The organism is Blautia sp. BCRC 81119 (assembly GCF_003184505.1).
Classification (GTDB): domain Bacteria; phylum Bacillota; class Clostridia; order Lachnospirales; family Lachnospiraceae; genus Blautia_A; species Blautia_A fusiformis.
Window position 1 is genome coordinate 42630 of the sequence record NZ_QJHD01000031.1, and the last position, 18024, is coordinate 60653.

General features: G+C 46.9%; 15 protein-coding genes. 2 read left to right on the top strand and 13 right to left on the bottom strand.

The features are described 5' to 3' along the window. Positions 1-15: 15 nt before the first annotated feature. Positions 16-522 carry a cob(I)yrinic acid a,c-diamide adenosyltransferase gene (locus DMI82_RS16585; protein WP_015526247.1) on the bottom strand — a complete coding sequence of 169 codons (507 nt, stop codon included), beginning with the start codon at positions 520-522 and terminating at the stop codon, positions 16-18. A 131-nt stretch (positions 523-653) separates the two neighbouring features. Then, positions 654-1280: a single-stranded DNA-binding protein gene (locus DMI82_RS16590; protein ID WP_110104014.1), complete on the bottom strand. Its 627-nt coding sequence runs from the start codon at positions 1278-1280 to the stop codon at positions 654-656. A gap of 201 nt (positions 1281-1481) precedes the next feature. On the opposite strand from DMI82_RS16590, the gene typA reads away from it, so the two are divergent. Both typA and adhE read left to right on the top strand, forming a co-directional pair. Continuing rightward, a complete protein-coding gene (gene typA, locus DMI82_RS16595; protein WP_044962244.1) occupies positions 1482-3314 on the top strand; it encodes a translational GTPase TypA in 1833 nt (610 codons plus the stop codon). Positions 3315-4101: 787 nt separating this feature from the next. Further along, positions 4102-6738 carry a bifunctional acetaldehyde-CoA/alcohol dehydrogenase gene (gene adhE, locus DMI82_RS16600; RefSeq protein WP_110104015.1) on the top strand — a complete coding sequence of 879 codons (2637 nt, stop codon included), beginning with the start codon at positions 4102-4104 and terminating at the stop codon, positions 6736-6738. A 155-nt stretch (positions 6739-6893) separates the two neighbouring features. Here adhE and DMI82_RS16605 read toward each other — a convergent pair whose 3' ends face one another. From DMI82_RS16605 to DMI82_RS16655, 11 genes are all read right to left on the bottom strand, one after another. Continuing rightward, a complete protein-coding gene (locus DMI82_RS16605) occupies positions 6894-8084 on the bottom strand; it encodes a pyridoxal phosphate-dependent aminotransferase (RefSeq protein ID WP_110104016.1) in 1191 nt (396 codons plus the stop codon). Between the two features lie 156 nt (positions 8085-8240). After that, positions 8241-8795, bottom strand: a complete 555-nt coding sequence (locus DMI82_RS16610; protein WP_110104017.1) for a phosphatase PAP2 family protein — start codon at positions 8793-8795, stop codon at positions 8241-8243. 354 nt (positions 8796-9149) lie between these two features. Next, positions 9150-9824: a V-type ATP synthase subunit D gene (locus DMI82_RS16615; protein ID WP_022427340.1), complete on the bottom strand. Its 675-nt coding sequence runs from the start codon at positions 9822-9824 to the stop codon at positions 9150-9152. Between the two features lie 14 nt (positions 9825-9838). Further along, on the bottom strand, positions 9839-11212 hold the full coding sequence (locus tag DMI82_RS16620; protein WP_015526254.1) for a V-type ATP synthase subunit B: 1374 nt from the start codon (positions 11210-11212) through the stop codon (positions 9839-9841). A gap of 1 nt (position 11213) precedes the next feature. Continuing rightward, on the bottom strand, positions 11214-12983 hold the full coding sequence (locus DMI82_RS16625) for a V-type ATP synthase subunit A (protein ID WP_110104018.1): 1770 nt from the start codon (positions 12981-12983) through the stop codon (positions 11214-11216). 24 nt (positions 12984-13007) lie between these two features. Beyond that, positions 13008-13328: a V-type ATP synthase subunit F gene (locus tag DMI82_RS16630; protein ID WP_021652678.1), complete on the bottom strand. Its 321-nt coding sequence runs from the start codon at positions 13326-13328 to the stop codon at positions 13008-13010. After that, positions 13321-14292, bottom strand: a complete 972-nt coding sequence (locus tag DMI82_RS16635) for a V0D/AC39 family V-type ATPase subunit (protein ID WP_044962242.1) — start codon at positions 14290-14292, stop codon at positions 13321-13323. The genes DMI82_RS16630 and DMI82_RS16635 overlap by 8 nt, the downstream gene beginning before the upstream one ends. A gap of 30 nt (positions 14293-14322) precedes the next feature. Continuing rightward, positions 14323-14916 carry a V-type ATP synthase subunit E gene (locus DMI82_RS16640; protein WP_015526258.1) on the bottom strand — a complete coding sequence of 198 codons (594 nt, stop codon included), beginning with the start codon at positions 14914-14916 and terminating at the stop codon, positions 14323-14325. A 20-nt stretch (positions 14917-14936) separates the two neighbouring features. After that, complete coding sequence (locus DMI82_RS16645) at positions 14937-15407, bottom strand: V-type ATP synthase subunit K (RefSeq protein ID WP_015526259.1); 471 nt, start codon at positions 15405-15407, stop codon at positions 14937-14939. 4 nt (positions 15408-15411) lie between these two features. Further along, entirely contained in the window at positions 15412-17418 is a 2007-nt protein-coding gene (locus DMI82_RS16650; RefSeq protein ID WP_110104019.1) for a V-type ATP synthase subunit I, read from the bottom strand. A gap of 16 nt (positions 17419-17434) precedes the next feature. Beyond that, on the bottom strand, positions 17435-17743 hold the full coding sequence (locus DMI82_RS16655; protein ID WP_022427344.1) for a V-type ATPase subunit subunit G family protein: 309 nt from the start codon (positions 17741-17743) through the stop codon (positions 17435-17437). Positions 17744-18024 lie beyond the last annotated feature (281 nt).

The following is an 18024-nucleotide window of genomic DNA, read 5'->3' on the forward strand; positions in this document are numbered from 1 at the left end:
TCTGTGAAATATTGCTTATTCCCGTTCCTGGTCAGTCAGCTCTGTTGTTATCGTGGTAATACTATCCACATAGGGCTTCAAAGCATCCGGAAGCCAGCGTCCGGTCATAATTATATGCATACTTTCATCCTTCTGCTTAAGCATATCGATGATCGTCTCAACTGGAGCGATTCCTTTATCCATAAGCCCGAGGATCTCATCCAGCAGCAGAAAATCACACTCTCTGGTAGCAATTACCTTCCGTGCGAAATTAAGGCCATTGAGAATATTGGTTCTCTCTTCTGCCTTTTCCTGCTCACTCAGGTCATTATAGCAGGTGTCCATTTTTTCGAAACGGAAAATCTTGAAATCAAAATTATCCAGTTCCTCAAGGAAATCCAATTCTCTGCGTTCCCTGCCCTTGAGGAACTGTATGATGATCACACTTTTTCCCTGTGTAGCAAAGCGCAGCCCCCGGCCTACAGCCAGAGTTGTCTTTCCTTTCCCGTTCCCGCAATAAACCTCTGTTATTTCTCTTTCCATGATTTTTCCTCTTACTGTTAGTGAAACCGGTAATTCCCCATTTTTCTAATTTTTTTAATATTACCGCAGATTGGCTGGAAATGCAAGTGTTACCTTAATGTTCTCACCACTATTCCAAAATATATCCAATGTTACTCAACATATTCCAATTTACTCACCGAAACTTCATAGGCAATCCTTTTTTCTGTTTCGTTTTCACTAATCCGTTTCATGTACTCCCTGCTCTGGATCCTGCCCCAGATCAGTACATGCCCACCTACTTCAAAAGCAGAAGCATATCTGGCATTTCTTCCCCAGCATATACATGGTATGTAATCGGATTTTCCGTAAGGTCGATTGACTGCCATCAGAAGATCTGCGATCTCTCTTCCCAACGGTGTTTTTCTGTATACAGGCGGTTTACAGATATATCCGTCCAGAAAGATCTGATTGACCGGCATAGTTTCTTCTTCCTCCCCCACAAACTTCACTTCCCGGGCAAAGACTGAAAGCACAAGCCGGTTTCTCTTTTCTTCATGACGGTTATAGGATCGGAACTGTCCGTGGATCTCGATATATTCTCCCACATAATCCTGTGTGATATCGATCAGCCGCTCAGACACCATCACCGGGATCCTGTCCTCCGAATCGCTGAGACGTTTTACCAGGATATCCATCATGTAAAATCCTTCTCCAAAGACCTGATGGCTGAAAGTAAACCCCGTAGCGATCCGTCCCATAACGGATACCTGATTGTTTTCAATAATTTTATCTGCCATAATAAGTAGCTCTCCTTCCTCTTCGTGTATTTCGTCTATATCAATCTATGTGTATTTGCGGTATAATATGCCTGAAAAATGAAAAACCAAAAATATTTTTTTATGTCTTGTAATCTCACAAAAATGTGATAGACTATAAATTTGGACATCATTTTTAACAAAAAAGATTACTTATATATGGAAAGAAAGGATTTGGATTATATGAAGACCAAGCGTGAAGATGTTCGTAACGTGGCCATTATCGCCCATGTCGATCACGGTAAAACAACACTTGTTGACGAGCTTTTGAAACAGAGCGGTGTTTTCCGTGAGAACCAGGAAGTCCAGGAACGTGTCATGGACTCCAACGATATTGAGCGTGAGCGCGGCATTACGATTCTCTCCAAAAACACCGCAGTTCATTATAAGGATGTAAAAATCAATATCATCGATACTCCAGGTCATGCGGACTTCGGCGGCGAGGTAGAGCGTGTGCTGAAGATGGTAGACGGCGTTATTCTTCTTGTGGACGCCTTCGAGGGTGCCATGCCTCAGACTAAATTTGTACTTCGTAAAGCTCTCGAACTGAACCTGCATGTTATTGTCTGCATCAATAAGATCGACCGTCCGGAAGCACGTCCGGAGGAGGTTGTCGACGAGGTTCTGGAGCTTCTCATGGATCTGGACGCATCTGACGAACAGCTGGACTGCCCATTCCTGTATGCCTCCGCAAAAGCCGGCTATGCAGTTCGTAACCTTGAGGACAAACCTGAGAATATGGCTCCGCTTTTTGAGACCATCCTTGATGCGATTCCTGCTCCGGAGGGAGATCCGGACGGAGATACGCAGGTTCTTATCAGCACCATCGACTACAATGAGTATGTAGGCCGTATCGGTGTCGGTAAGGTTGAGCGCGGAACCATTTCCGTGAACCAGGAGCTGATGCTTCTGAACCATCATGACCCTGACAAACACGAGCGCGTAAAGATCAGCAAACTCTACGAATTTGACGGACTGAACAAAGTTGAAGTTAAAAGCGCTACCATCGGAGCTATTGTTGCAATCTCCGGTATCGCGGATATCCACATTGGAGATACCCTCTGTGCAGGAGACAACCCGGAGTCCATTCCGTTCCAGAAGATTTCCGAGCCAACAATCTCCATGAACTTCCTTGTAAACGACAGTCCTCTTGCAGGACAGGAAGGTAAATACATCACTTCCCGTCACCTTCGTGACCGTCTCTACCGTGAGCTGAACACAGACGTCAGCCTTCGTGTAGAAGACACCGATACAACCGAGTGCTTCAAGGTTTCCGGCCGTGGTGAGCTTCACCTCTCCGTTCTTATTGAGAACATGCGCCGTGAGGGATACGAGTTTGCAGTCAGCAAACCGGAGGTTCTCTATCACACAGACGAGCGTGGACGTAAACTGGAGCCGATCGAAATCGCATACGTTGACGTTCCGGAAGAATTTTCCGGTACTATCATCCAGAAACTCAGCGAGCGTAAAGGTGAGCTTCAGGGTATGAGCACAGCAAGCGACGGAACTGTACGTCTCGAGTTCTCCATCCCCTCCCGTGGACTGATCGGATTCCGTAACGAATTCCTTACCTCCACCAAGGGTACCGGTATCCTGAACACCATGTTTGACGGATACGCACCATACAAGGGAGACTTCCCGTACCGTAAACAGGGTTCCCTCATCGCTTTCGAGGCAGGCGAAACTGTTACCTACGGTCTTTTCTCTGCTCAGGAGCGTGGTACTCTCTTTGTCGGACCTGGCGAGAAGGTTTACAGCGGTATGGTCATCGGACAGAACGGAAAGGCCGAGGATATCGAACTGAATGTCTGCAAGACCAAGCACCTTACCAACACCCGTTCCTCTTCCGCTGACGATGCACTGAAGCTTGTTCCGCCAAAGATCTTAAGTCTTGAGCAGGCCATTGAGTTCATCGACCAGGATGAGCTTCTTGAGGTAACACCGACAAGCCTTCGTATCCGTAAACGTATTCTGGACTCCAGAGACAGAAAACGTGCCGCATTCCGCAAAAGCTGATCGAACCTGGCTATCATTTACTGTTGAGCAGAAACCTTTTACAGTAATTCGGCGCAAAGCCACATAGTGAATGCGGATGCTTTTATCCGCCTGACCTATATTTATATAAACTGCCATATGGGAAGCATTTCCTGTATGGCAGTTTTTTCTGCATTTCTGAAAAAAATCCCGATAATTTCCACCTAATTATTCTGAAAATTTAAATAATTTCAAGTTTTTTGGTTTCTTATGTTATCACGCTTTACTTTGTCACAATATTTTTGTGAATTTTTTATCAAAATCGTTCCGTATTTTTGTGAATTATTTATCGAATTCTCTATTGACGTCTGAAATCAGTTAAATTATAATGTGTGCATGATCGTTTGACAAAAGTTTAACGTTAATGTTTTAACCACATGTTGCGTTTTATCTTTTGCCCACCCTTCATATGTGTGCATGTTTTTTGTCAGCGCTGACAATTTTTTAACATGTTTTTTGTGCACAGTGCTGAATTTCAAAATTTTTTTTTAAGATTTTTCCAATAATTCAGCGTTCTGCAAAGTAAAATTTACAGTATTTTCCCCGAATTTTCTGTTCGTCATTTTGCACATAGCGACAAAATTCAGAATTTGCGTTTTTTTCAGAATTTTGATACTATATCAGTATCGAAACTAAAAATTCAATCAGATTGAATCAACAACGAAACGCAGCACGGGGACTTACAAAAACTCTGCAGCATCTGCCGGCGAAAAAAGGATAAGCCCGCAGGACCACAGACCATTATCATATGAAAACAGGAGGATTCCACATGGCAAAGAAAGAAACTATCCCTACCATCATCGACACTCCAGAAGCCCTGACCGCGAAAATGGCTGCAATGAAAGAGGCACAGAAGATCTTTGCTACCTACACACAGGAGCAGGTCGACAAGATCTTTAAGGCAGCTGCTACTGCTGCTGACAAGATGCGTATCCCACTTGCCAAAATGGCTGTTGAGGAAACAGGCATGGGTATCATGGAAGACAAGGTTATCAAGAACCATTACGCAGCAGAGTATGTTTACAATGCATATAAGAACACTCAGACATGTGGTGTTGTAGAAGAAGACAAGGCATACGGACTCAAGAAGATCCTGGAGCCTGTAGGACTGATTGCCGCAGTTATCCCTACAACCAACCCGACCTCCACAGCAATCTATAAATCTCTTATTTCCCTGAAAACCCGTAATGCGATCATCATCAGCCCGCATCCGCGTGCTAAGAAATCCACTATTGAAGCTGCAAAAGTTGTTCTGGAAGCAGCTGTTGCCGCAGGTGCGCCGGAAGGAATCATCGGATGGATCGATATCCCAAGCCTTGACCTTACCAACATGGTAATGCAGAACGCAGATATCATCCTTGCCACCGGTGGTCCCGGAATGGTCAAAGCAGCTTACTCCTCCGGTAAACCGGCTGTTGGTGTAGGACCCGGAAATACACCTGCCATTATTGATGACAGCGCAGATATCCGTCTTGCAGTTAACTCCATCATCCACTCCAAGACCTTTGACAATGGTATGATCTGTGCTTCCGAGCAGTCCGTAACTGTTCTGGAGAGCATTTATAAAGAAGTGAAGGAAGAGTTCCTTTACAGAGGATGCTACTTCCTTAAAAAAGACGAGATCGAGAAAGTCAGAAAGACCATCCTTATCAACGGTGCACTGAATGCCAAGATCGTAGGACAGAAGGCTGCTACTATCGCTGAAATGGCAGGCGTTACTGTACCGGCTGAGACCAAGATCCTGATCGGTGAGGTTGAGTCCGTTGATATCAGCGAAGAATTCGCACACGAGAAGCTTTCCCCTGTACTTGCCATGTACAAGGCCAAGAATTTTGACGATGCTGTTGCAAAGGCTGCGCAGCTCGTTGCAGACGGCGGCTATGGTCATACCTCTTCCCTCTACATCAACGTAAATGAAACAGAGAAGATGGATAAATTCGAAGCAACTATGAAAACCTGCCGTATCCTTATCAATACCCCTTCTTCCCAGGGTGGTATCGGTGACCTTTACAACTTCAAGCTTGCTCCATCCCTTACTCTTGGCTGCGGTTCCTGGGGCGGTAACTCCGTATCCGAGAACGTTGGTGTCAAACACCTTCTCAATACCAAGACTGTTGCTGAAAGGAGAGAGAATATGCTCTGGATGAGAACACCGGAAAAGGTTTACTTTAAGAAGGGCTGTATGCCGGTTGCTCTTGATGAGCTCGGTACTGTTATGGGCAAGAAACGCTGCTTCATCGTAACAGACTCCTTCCTCTACAAGAATGGCTACACCAAACCGATCGAAGATAAACTGGATCAGATGGGCATCGTTCATACATGCTTCTCTGATGTAGCTCCTGACCCGTCTCTCGCTTCCGCCAAAGCCGGTGCCAAGGCTATGACCGCCTTTGAGCCAGACTGCATCATCGCTCTTGGCGGCGGTTCCGCAATGGATGCCGGCAAGGTTATGTGGATGCTTTATGAGAATCCGGACGCTGACTTCTCCGATATGTCCATGGACTTCATGGATATCCGTAAGAGAGTTTATACCTTCCCGAAGATGGGTAAAAAAGCTTACTTCGTAGCGATCCCGACCTCTTCCGGTACAGGCTCCGAGGTTACTCCTTTCGCCATCATCACAGATCAGGATACCGGCGTTAAATGGCCACTGGCTGATTACGAGCTTCTCCCGGATATGGCGATCGTAGATACCAATAACATGATGAGCGCACCGAAGGGACTTACCCGTGCTTCCGGTATCGATGTTATGACACATGCCATTGAGGCTTATGTTTCCATGATGGCTTCCGATTACACCGATGGTCTTGCACTGAAAGCGATCAAGCTTGTATTTGAGTATCTGCCGCGTGCATATAAAGATGGCAATGACGTAGAGGCCAGAGATCATATGGCTAACGCTTCCTGCATGGCAGGTCTTGCATTCGCCAATGCATTCCTCGGCGTTAACCACTCTCTCGCTCACAAGCTCGGTGCTTTCCACCACCTGCCACACGGTATCGCAAACGCAGTTGTTCTTCTGGATGTTATGCGTTACAACAGTGCTGAGGTTCCGACTAAGATGGGTACCTTCCCACAGTATCAGTATCCAAAGACACTTGCACGCTACGCTGAGATCGGACGTTCTGTAGGTCTTACAGGCAAGAACGATACAGAAGTATTCGAAAAACTTCTTGCTAAACTGGATGAGCTTATGAGAACTATCGAGATCCTGCCGACGATCCGTGATTACGGCGTAGATGAGAAGCATTTCCTGGAAACTCTGGATGAGATGTCCGAGCAGGCCTTCAATGACCAGTGTACCGGTGCCAACCCGAGATATCCGCTTGTATCCGAGCTGAAAGATATCTATCTGAAAGCTTATTACGGAGAAATGCCAAATAAAGAAAAGAAAAAAGCCAAATAAATGTGGAACATCCTTTTAATGAAACACAGTCGGGAGTCTATTCACTCCCGACTACGTTTCATTTGCTTATTCCCTCTTGCAAAAGATCCCCGATACAGGGCTGCATGAACAGACTGTACCGGGGATCTTTTATTCAACTGCTTGGTAATGATCGTTTATTTCAAGCCATACTCTGCTGCAAGTTTTTTAAATTCAGGAAGAGAATTCACAATTGTCTCATAGGATACACAATATGCAAGTCTCACATAACCGGGGCATGCGAAGGAGCTTCCCGGTACCATAAGGATGTTATATTTCTTACCGGCTTCACAGAAGGCTTTTTCGTCTTCAACCGGAGATTTTACAAAGAGATAGAAGGCACCCTGTGGTTTGATGCACTCAAATCCGCATTCTTTCAGGCCATTATAAAGTGCCTGACGATTTTTATCATAAGCTACAAGATCCGTCTTGGCGTCTACACATTTTGCAACTACCTTCTGGATCAGGGACGGTGCATTTACACAGCCAAGTGTACGGTTTGCAATGGTTGCTGCAGAGATCAGCTCTTCGCTTCCGTCTGCCTCATCAGGGATCACCAGATATCCGATACGTTCACCCGGAAGGGAAAGAGATTTGCTGTAGGAATAGCCTACAACAGTATTGTTATAATATTTCGTCAGGTATGGGACCTCCACGCCATCATAAGCCAGCTCACGGTATGGCTCATCGGAGATCAGGTAGATCACACTTCCGAACTCTTTCTGTTTTGCTTCCAGGATTGCGGAAAGCTTCTTGATCGTTTCTTCTGAATATACAACTCCGGTAGGATTGTGTGGGGTATTTACGATAACTGCTCTTGTCTTCGGTGTGATCTTCTGTTCAAACTCAGCGAGATTTGGCTGGAAGGTTGTGGTATCCGGAGAGATTTCCACAAGGACACCATCATAATTGCGGACATATGCACCGTATTCCAGAAAATATGGCGCAAAAACGATCACCTCTTCTCCAGGATTCAGGATTGTTTTCAGGATCACATTCAGTCCGCTTGCAGCGCCGACGGTCATGATCAGATTCTTTGCGGAAAATTTCGTAGCGAAACGTCTGTTGAGGGATTCTGCGATGGTCTGGCGTACATCCTCAAAACCTGCATTGCTCATATAGCCGTGAAGAATAGTCGGATCCGTAGTGTTTACAAGCTCGATAATTGCTTCGCGGACGCTGTCCGGTGCCGGTACACTTGGATTTCCGAGACTGAAATCAAAAACCTTGTCTGCGCCATATTTCGCACGGAGGCGGTTTCCTTCCTCAAACATCATACGGATGGCGGAATTATTTTTTACGTAGGGTTTCATTTTTTCTGATATCATTTTGTGCTCTCTCCTTTTATCCGATTTTACAGGGTTTCATATCCTTATTTCTACCATAGTCAGAATCTGTTGTACTGTCTACAATTTTACCCCGTCTTGCTTCAGCGTGTCAATACTTTGTCCAGGTAAAGTGCTTTATATTTCCTATGGACAATGCTAATGTACCTGTTTGTCTTCCAGTTTCGTTCGCACGATCCATACTGACAACATGCTTCCCACCAGCGCGATCACGAATCCGGCCAGAACATCTGTCGGATAATGGACACCAAGATACAGTCTGGAAAATGCCACCAGTGCTGCCAGGACTACTGCCGGGATTCCGAATTTCTTCGGAAGCATCCGGAGCATTACCAGAGCAACGGCAAAGGATGCTGTGGTGTGACCTGACGGAAAAGAGAAATCCTTCGGTTTGGTGATCATAGGGATGAGAGCTTCGATTTCCGCAAAAGGCCTTGGTCTTGCCACTATATTTTTGAGAAGCAGGTTGGTAACGATCGCCCCGAAGATCAGGGACAAGGCTGCCGCATAGCCTGTTTTTCTTGTCTTTGGAACAGCAAGAAGAACAACTGCACAGAGGATCCAGAACCATCCTCCGTTTCCCAGAAATGTAACAGATTTCATAAATGGTGTCAGCATATCCGTTCTTAAATATCGCTGGATCAGGAGAAGGATTTCTCCGTCCAGCTGTTGTATTGACTGTAAAATATTCATATACCTCTTACTGATCAGACGCTACCGCAATCTGCTTTGCCAGCTGTTCATAGCCATGCAGCTGCCCGGCAGTTTACCTGGTCAGATCAGCTTTCTCCTCTTTCTTTATTTTTCATTTCTTTATTTTTCAGCAGACAGAGCAGCTTTCTTTTATATTTCTGCATCTGCAGCTGTCTGATTTACTTATTATCTATTATACTGTATTTTTCTTGATTTTCTAATAACAAAAGCTAAATATTTTATAAATAAAACGCCCCTGCACTGCCGAAATTTCACACAGTACAGGGACATCTCCTTTCCGTTACTTAAAACTTTCTATATAAACTTTTCTTTTTCTTTCAGGATGGCTGCGCTTTACGCTCCGCGCTCTGCCTCCCGCTCCTTATAATGATGTGCCTCCTCCAGCATCATATCTTTCACCTTCATCAGTCGGATCTGAGTACTTCTCTCGTTCTCATCCAGCTTCATGGTGATGTATTTAATGTTTGCCCGGGCTTCCGGTATGATGACATGCTCCAGGGCATTTACACGACGCCTTGTTTTTTCGATCTCGGAAGCCATAAGCTGACAGGCCTTTTCCACTTCTGCCAGACGAAGCATATCCGGCAGGATGTCTGCCAGGGATTTTACCGCTCCGTCCAGATCACTGGATGTAAAAGCAAAGCCATAGGAATAGATATCGTTAGCATCCGGTGTTCTTGTTTTGTATTCAAAAACAGGAATATCCACACTCATGACATTCTTTTTTCCGGTTTCCAGATAAACTTCCTGCTTGGGAGCCATCAGTGCCGTATTCAGCGTCTCCTCCGACATTCCTGCTTTTGCAATGACAAAATTGGTGTTAGCGCTTCGGATACCGGCTTCTACTTTTTTTCGCAGCTCCATATTCTCCCGTACCAGATCCAGGAACTGTCTCATCAGCTCGTCCCGCTTATCCTTCAGAAGCTTATGGCCACGTACTGCAGTCACCAGCTTCTTTTTCTGCTTCGTAAGCTCCATACGGGTAGGATTCACCTGTGTTGATGCCACAAATCATCCCCCCTTTATACTTTTCCGTAATACTGATCAAGGAATTTGTCATCGATACGTTTCAGCTCGCTTCTCGGAAGAATGGAAAGCAGCTTCCAGCCGATGGCCAGTGTTTCCTCAATATCACGGTTAGCCTGATAGCCCTGGGAAACATATTCCTTCTCGAAAGCATCTGCAAATTTTGCATAAATCAGGTCAATATCGGAAAGAGCTGCCTCACCAAGAATGGTCATCAGCTCTTTGGCCTCTTTACCACGGGCATATGCGGCAAACAGCTGGTTCATGGTGTTTGCATGGTCTGCTCTTGTCTTGCCTTCACCGATACCCTTATCCTTCAGTCGTGACAGAGACGGAAGAACATCGATGGGCGGTGTGATTCCCTTACGGTAAAGCTCACGGCTCAGGATGATCTGTCCCTCTGTGATGTAACCGGTAAGGTCCGGGATCGGATGGGTCTTATCATCCTCGGGCATAGTCAGGATCGGAACCATGGTGATACTTCCTGATTTTCCTTTCTGACGGCCTGCACGCTCATAAAGAGAAGCAAGATCTGTGTACATATATCCGGGATATCCACGACGTCCCGGAACCTCCTTACGAGCCGCGGAAACCTCACGGAGCGCATCCGCATAGTTTGTGATATCCGTAAGGATTACCAATACGTGCATGTCTTTTTCGAAAGCAAGATATTCAGCCGCTGTCAGTGCCATTCGCGGAGTAGCGATACGCTCAACAGCAGGGTCATTTGCCAGGTTCACAAACAGAACAGTACGATCTATCGCTCCGGTTTCCTTAAAGCTCTCTACAAAGAAGTTTGACTCCTCGAAAGTGATACCCATGGCTGCAAATACAACGGCAAACTGCTCATCTTTTCCGCGAACCTTCGCCTGTCTTGCGATCTGTGCCGCAAGCTGTGCATGGGGAAGACCGGATGCGGAGAAGATCGGAAGCTTCTGTCCGCGTACCAGGGTGTTCAGGCCGTCAATCGCAGATACACCCGTCTGGATAAACTCCTCCGGATAGCTTCTGGCCGCCGGATTCATGGGAAGTCCGTTGATATCTCTTCTTTCCTCCGGAAGGATCTCCGGGCCGTCATCAATGGGACGTCCCAGTCCGTCAAAAACACGACCCAGCATATCGCCGGATACACCAAGCTCCATGCTCCGTCCCAGGAAACGTACCTTGCTGTTGGAAAGATTGATACCTGTAGAGCTCTCAAACAGCTGCACCAGAGCATTGCTTCCGTCGATCTCCAGAACACGGCATCTTCTTGTTTCGCCATCGGCAAGCTCGATCTCACCAAGCTCGTCAAATGCTACATCTTCAACGCCCCGTACCAGCATCAAAGGGCCGGCAACTTCCTGTATGGTCCTATATTCTTTTGGCATTTTACAGGCCCTCCTTTCCCAGAAGTTCTGCAGTCTCTGCTGCCAGCTGGCGGGTTACTTTCTCATATTCTGCTGCCAGCTGATCTTCTTTTGTATATTTATAACGGCCGATCTGCTCACGTACCGGAAGCTTTACGATATCATTGATATCTGCGCCCTGTTTCAGCGCATCCAGACCCGTATCATAAAATGCAAGTACCAGACGCATCATATTGTGCTGTTTTTCCAGAGATGTGTAGGTATCGATCTCGTGGAAAGAGTTCTGGTGGAGGAAATCCTCTCGGATGGAACGGGCTGCTTCCATTTTCAGTCGGTCACCCGGTGAAAGCGCATCCATACCTACCATCTTTACGATTTCTTCCAGCTCTGCCTCTTCCTGAAGAAGGGTCATCATTCTCTGGCGGAGCTCCATCCAGTCATTGGCCACATTCTCATCAAACCATCCGCCTACACTGTCCAGATACAGGGAATAACTAGTCAGCCAGTTGATCGCCGGGAAGTGACGTTTGTATGCAAGGTTTGCGTCCAGTCCCCAGAATACCTTCACGATTCGAAGTGTTGCCTGGGAAACCGGCTCGGAAATATCACCACCCGGAGGAGATACGGCACCAATAGCGGTCAGAGCGCCTTCTCTTCCATCTTTTCCATTACAGATCACGTGTCCGGCACGCTCATAGAACTGTGCAAGACGGGAACCAAGATATGCAGGATAACCTTCCTCGCCTGGCATCTCCTCCAGTCGTCCGGACATCTCACGGAGAGCCTCAGCCCATCTGGAAGTAGAATCTGCCATCAATGCTACGGAATATCCCATATCACGGAAATACTCCGCAATTGTAATACCTGTATAGATCGACGCCTCACGAGCTGCAACCGGCATATCTGAGGTATTGGCGATCAGAACCGTACGCTCCATCAGGGATTGTCCTGTTTTCGGATCCTTCAGCTCCGGGAACTCGTTCAGAACATCTGTCATCTCATTTCCACGCTCACCGCAGCCGATATAAACCACGATATCTGCCTCAGCCCATTTTGCAAGCTGATGCTGGATAACCGTCTTACCGCTTCCGAACGGGCCGGGAACTGCTGCCACACCACCCTTGGCAATAGGGAACATGGTATCAATAACACGCTGTCCTGTTACCAGAGGTTTAGCTGGCGGAAGTTTCTTCTTATATGGACGGCCACGTCGTACCGGCCAGTGCTGCATCAGGGTCAGCTCTTTATCGCCGTCTGCTGTGGAAAGAACTGCAACGGTCTCATCCACGGTAAACTCGCCGGATTTAATTTCCTTCAGAGTACCTTTCATATTGGGAGGTACCATGATCTTCTGTGTAACAACGATAGTCTCCTGAACGGTTCCAAGAACATCGCCGCCCTCCAGCGGATCTCCCACCTTCGCAACCGGAATGAAATTCCATTTTTTGTCCCGCTTCAGGGCAGGAACCTCAACGCCTCGTTTCAGGTTGTTGCTGCCTGCTACCTTCATGATGTCATCCAGCGGACGCTGTATTCCATCGTAAATGCTTGTAATAAGGCCAGGACCAAGCTCCACGGAAAGGGGCACCTCCATGGACTCTACCGGTTCTCCCGGACGAAGTCCTGAAGTCTCCTCATATACCTGTATGGAAGCCTCATCTTCATGCATCTCAATGATCTCACCGATCAGACGCTGGCTGCTTACACGAACCACGTCATACATATTTGCATCCCGCATACCCTTGGCAATTACCAGCGGTCCTGCCACCTTCTTAATGGTTCCTCTGCTCATCTGAACCAATCACCTGCTTTCTTGTCACTCATTACTGAAAAGAATATCGGAGCCAACTGCCGTCTCCACGGATTTCTTTACATTTTCGATACCTGCACCTGTATTTCCGGAAATTCCGGGAATCTGAATGATCGCAGGCATCAGCTCCTCACTGTATTTACTGATCTCTGCGGAAAGCTGGGCCGCCAGCTGTTCCGTAATATAAATAACCGCATATTCACCGGCTGCCAGACGGTTAAGCTTCTCTTTACCTTCTGCAGGATCCTCCACCGGAAAAGTATCAAGGCCAAGAGCCGCAAACCCGTAAATGCTGTTATAATCACCTAAAACTGCGATCTTATACATACATTTCCCTTGCCCTTTCCCGGATAAACTCTTCCGGAAGGCCGCTGCGCTTTCCGGTGAGAATGATCCGCACCGTCTTGATCTCATTTTCACGGGCAAGCACATAGGCTACCAGCGGTCCCAGTGAAAATGAATTATACAGCTGAGGGCGGATGGTCTCCATGATCTGGTTATCACACCATCTCTCAAAAGCGGAAGCTGATTCCGCCAGTGCCAGAGCTCCGTCCCCATATTTCGTTTCTGCCAGATAACCCATGATCTGATCCATTCCGCTTACTGCCGCGTGGATCAGTCTCTCCTTATCCAGTGTGTCACATTCTGCCATGGCTTTTTTCATAAAGTCCGAACTTTTTCCTGTTTTGCAGGCACGGACTGCGATCCGGATATCTGCTACCGCTACCGTGGATTCCGCATACTGCCGGACGATCTCTTCTTTTGATCGTCCTCCGGCTTTTTTTATGGCATCCAGTGCTGCCCTGTCTACGATAATATCCGCAAGCTGTCCGTCTCTTGTGTGCAAAAAGGTCTCATAGGCTTCTCTTGCCGCTTCCCGCATATCCTCAGGAAAACGATCATATTCCTTATCCTTCAGGAATTTCACCATATCCTCTCCGTCAATGGAACAGTCGCTGAAAAAAATATTCGGCGCTGCCCCTTGCAGGATGCTTGCCTTCACAGCCGCTTTCATATTATGGAAAAGATCCTGATAAGAAAGAACAGAAAAAACAGATCGGTCCGCTACCAGCGAATCCATGATCTCCCAGATCTTTTCTCTCTCCCGGGAAAGAATGGCATCCGCACCGGCTGCAGGATCACCGTTTCCCCAGCCCTTCTCTGTAAGAATCTGAAGGCACTGCTGCTCATCCTGACATGCCAGAAGCTGCTCGATCGCCGCCTGATTCAGAAGTCCGGTCTCCAGAACACGTATCCGCGCCACCGCATAGGCATAATCTTCACCAAACATCATTCACGCCCTCCTTTTTGCGATGGTGTTTTACGCAAACAAAATCTTTCTTACCTGATCCAGAAGCTCATCCCGCTTCTCTGCGAACATGGCATCAATGGAACAGTTTTCCTCAATGCCGCCGTATATCAGGATAAAACCTCCGTCTATGTTTCGGGTTTCACCGGAAATTTCCAGCACACCACCCTTTTTCTGTGCCAGGCTCTTTATTTCCTCACGGAAACCTGCCGGCATACGTTCCAGATCCTTTTTTGAAAAACAGATCTCTCCTTCTCTTGGAAGAAGATATTTCTCAGCCATATTCTTAAGGATCCCAAAATATTTTTCTTCATCCAGATTCTTCACACGGTCACAGGCATCTGCGATCACATTTCCGATCAGCTCCTGCTTGGCTGCAAGAACTGCGGTACGCTTCTTCATATCTGCAGCGGAAGCTGTCCGCTCTTCATAGCTTTTCACCTTTGCCCTGGACTGTTCTTCTCTCTGCTGCCGGATCTTATCTGCCTTTTCTCCGGCTTCCCTGAGGATCTCTGCGGCTTTTTTCTCCGCATCACTGATCGTAACGGCTGCAGAAGCATCGGCCTCTTCAAGAATCTGGCTTACCATCTTCTCTAATCCTGTCATGCTCTGCCCCTCCTGATGAATCAAACCTGAATTCCGCTGACTGCAAGAATGGAGATCAGAAGAGCCAGAATCGCATATGTCTCAACCATTGCAGGGAAAAGCATGGCTTTACCGAACTGCTCCGGTTTCTTGGCTACGATACCGATGGAAGCTACGGAAGTTTTTCCCTGATGGATTGCAGAAAGAAGACCTGCGATAGCAATCGGAAGACAAGCCACAAAGATCATAAGACCGGTTTCCAGGGAAATATCAGCAACACCGCCGCCCAGGATACCAACCTTGGAAAGTGCAAGGAATGCTACCAGCAGTCCGTAAATACCCTGCGTACCGGGAAGAAGCTGAAGAAGCAGAACCTTAGCAAATTTGTCCGGGTCTTCTGTTACAACGCCTGCTGCTGCACGGCCAGCTGTACCAACACCGATGGCGGAACCTATACCTGCAAGAGCTACGGAAATTGCTGCTCCCAATAATGCCCAAACGATACCACTCATAATATTAATCCTCCTTAATATCTACATATTTTGTATTTTCGCGGAAGGGGTGGAACTCTTTTCCTCCGCCCTCAAAGAATTTACCAAAAAACTCTACGTACTGTAATCGGCAGGTGTGCACGTATGCACCCAGAAGATTGATCAGAAGGTTAAAGATATGACCAATCACAAATACAAGGATAAATACGATCCATCCCAGAATACTGTCTCCCAGCATACTTCCCATCTGGTTCATAACTGATGCGATAACTCCGGTAGCAAGTCCCAGGGCCAGAAGTCTGGAATAGGAAAGGATATCACTGACCCATCCCGTGATATTGTAAAGATCGTAGGCTCCAAGCGCCAGCCTCAGGAACGGATTCTTCTTATCTCTTCCTGACATAAAGAGAATTCCCACAGCACCGATGATCGCCATCCATTTTCCGACCTGTATCACTGCCGGTGAAAGGTTCAGATCCATCTGAGAAATAGAACGGAACATGCTGCTTGGGATAAAGATCAGGATCAGTCCCATAAGAAGCAGGAACCAGAGTACTACGTCACAGAAAAAGTCGAGATATTTTCTGTCACGTAACAGCATGTAGCCCTTAAGACCCATTCCCAGAAACATATGGATCAGACCAAACAGCATGGAGAACACCAGAAGTCTCATTGGCTCATTTAACGGTGCAAACCATACCGGCTTCACCGTGACCGGCCTGTGCAGATATACCTTCGAAAATACATCGATAAAATCTCCGAAATATCCGCCAAACATCACGCCCCAGAACAAAGTGGACAATCCACAGTACATAAAAAGCCGGATGGATTTCTGCATTCCGCTCTCCATCCTGGGGAACTTCAGAAGTACTCCCAGACAAACTGCAAAGACGAGCAGTCCATATGCTGCATCTGACAGCATCAGTCCGAAAAGAAATACATAGCAGGCTGTCATGATCGTGGAAGGATCGATCTCTCCCTTTCCGGGAAGACCAAATGCTGCCAGAACTCCCTCTCCTGCTGCTCCGAATTTGCCGTTCTGAAGGGCAACCGGAACATTTTCTCCCTCAGCATCTTCTGCTTCAAAAACAATATCGTACTTCTCCGTAAGCCGTTTCTCCATTGCAGAAACCTGTTTCTTCGGAAGATATCCTGTCACAAAAAAAGTGCTCTCCGACTGGCGGAGCTGTCCTAATACCTCATATTTCTGTGCACGGATCCGGAAATAATCGGACAAAAGCTGAAGAGAGCTCTTCCTGTCGTGAAGAGCACGTATCTGTTCCCGGATCTGTTCGGACTCTTCCTGAATGCGTGCCACTTCATTCTTAAGGTTCTCCAGCTCCTGTGCCGGAACCTCTGATACCAGCTGTGCCGGTCTTGCAAATCCCTGCATCCGAAGCGCTTCTTCCAGTTCCTGTGCCTGTGCTTTCAAGCAGACAACCACCAGGCTCAGCTTACCGGCGTCATTTGAGATTTCCCGAATGTCAAAGGCTTCAAGCTGTGGTGCATCCGCTGCCAGCTGACTGTATACCTGATCCAGAGTTATATTTCCATCAATACTTCCCACAAGTACCGCTGCTTTCGCTGTACCGCCGAAGTTCATCGGAATATCCAGCTTCAGCCATGGAGCAAGAGCTGCTTCCTGCTGCTCGATCTTAACTGCTGCCGCATTGTTCTCTGTAAGCTTCTTCCGGTATCCCTGGATTTCTCTAGCTGTTCTCAGGATCTCTTCCTGATCCCGGATAGCTTCTTCCTCCTGCTTCCTTCCGATCAGCGGTTTCCCTGCCAGGGATGCCAGCATGGATTGCTTTTCCTTCGAAAATTCATCCAGTATTTCGATTGCCTGATCACAAAGGGATGCGTTTTTCTCAAAGATCAGCCGGGCATTCATAGTATCCATCGTCTTAAGCTCCGGATCCAATTCCGCTGCATCGATCTCCAATACTCCAAGTGACTGCAGTTCTTCCAATATGGCCTTACGGTTCTTTTTCATTGCGCAGATACTGATTCGCTGCATCTGCAATACTGCCATTTTCGCACTCCCCCTCTCAGAACAAACTGTCCATTACTGTCTGGATCGCCTGCTCGTGCTTCGACTCCGCTTTCTTTTTCAAAGCTGCAAGCTCTTCCTCCGCCTGTCCAACGACAGTGTTCTCTGTACTGTGTGCACGTTCTTCGGCTGCTTTCATATCAGATGCCGCCTGTTCGCCGGCGGCTGTTTCCGCCTTTCTGATAATATTCTCTGCCTCTTTCTCAGCTTCGCTGATGATACTCTGTGCACGGACGGATGCATCCTTTATCTTCTGCTGTGCTTTTGCCTCCGCCTCTTTCACTGCCTTGATCGTTTCCTGGATCATCTGATCACCGCCTCTCTGCATATCCAAATTGTACCACAATCGCTTTTTCAAAACAATGTTTATTATGCAATTTAACGATAAATTTATTTGTATTGTGTCAAAAAGTCGTCATATATGTTATATTTTTGCCATTTTTTCGCACACTTTTTATTTGTTTATTCTACTATAAATGAGCAAGTTCGTGATTTTGCATAAAAGAAAGACACCTCGATTCCATGTGTTGTATAATGAAAGTGCCAAAACAAACATTTGCAACATTTACGAAAGAAGGTGTCTCTCGC

Excerpts from the sequence above, each read along its gene's own strand:
- DMI82_RS16620 (WP_015526254.1), bottom strand. The coding sequence starts at position 11,212 with ATGCCAAAAGAATATAGGACCATACAGGAAGTTGCCGGCCCTTTGATG.
- DMI82_RS16610 (WP_110104017.1), bottom strand. The coding sequence starts at position 8,795 with ATGAATATTTTACAGTCAATACAACAGCTGGACGGAGAAATCCTTCTC.
- DMI82_RS16640 (WP_015526258.1), bottom strand. The coding sequence starts at position 14,916 with ATGACAGGATTAGAGAAGATGGTAAGCCAGATTCTTGAAGAGGCCGAT.
- adhE (WP_110104015.1), top strand. The coding sequence starts at position 4,102 with ATGGCAAAGAAAGAAACTATCCCTACCATCATCGACACTCCAGAAGCC.
- typA (WP_044962244.1), top strand. The coding sequence starts at position 1,482 with ATGAAGACCAAGCGTGAAGATGTTCGTAACGTGGCCATTATCGCCCAT.
- DMI82_RS16635 (WP_044962242.1), bottom strand. The coding sequence starts at position 14,292 with ATGTTTGGTGAAGATTATGCCTATGCGGTGGCGCGGATACGTGTTCTG.
- DMI82_RS16585 (WP_015526247.1), bottom strand. The coding sequence starts at position 522 with ATGGAAAGAGAAATAACAGAGGTTTATTGCGGGAACGGGAAAGGAAAG.
- DMI82_RS16590 (WP_110104014.1), bottom strand. The coding sequence starts at position 1,280 with ATGGCAGATAAAATTATTGAAAACAATCAGGTATCCGTTATGGGACGG.
- DMI82_RS16605 (WP_110104016.1), bottom strand. The coding sequence starts at position 8,084 with ATGATATCAGAAAAAATGAAACCCTACGTAAAAAATAATTCCGCCATC.
- DMI82_RS16630 (WP_021652678.1), bottom strand. The coding sequence starts at position 13,328 with ATGTATAAGATCGCAGTTTTAGGTGATTATAACAGCATTTACGGGTTT.
- DMI82_RS16655 (WP_022427344.1), bottom strand. The coding sequence starts at position 17,743 with ATGATCCAGGAAACGATCAAGGCAGTGAAAGAGGCGGAGGCAAAAGCA.
- DMI82_RS16650 (WP_110104019.1), bottom strand. The coding sequence starts at position 17,418 with ATGGCAGTATTGCAGATGCAGCGAATCAGTATCTGCGCAATGAAAAAG.
- DMI82_RS16625 (WP_110104018.1), bottom strand. The coding sequence starts at position 12,983 with ATGAGCAGAGGAACCATTAAGAAGGTGGCAGGACCGCTGGTAATTGCC.
- DMI82_RS16645 (WP_015526259.1), bottom strand. The coding sequence starts at position 15,407 with ATGAGTGGTATCGTTTGGGCATTATTGGGAGCAGCAATTTCCGTAGCT.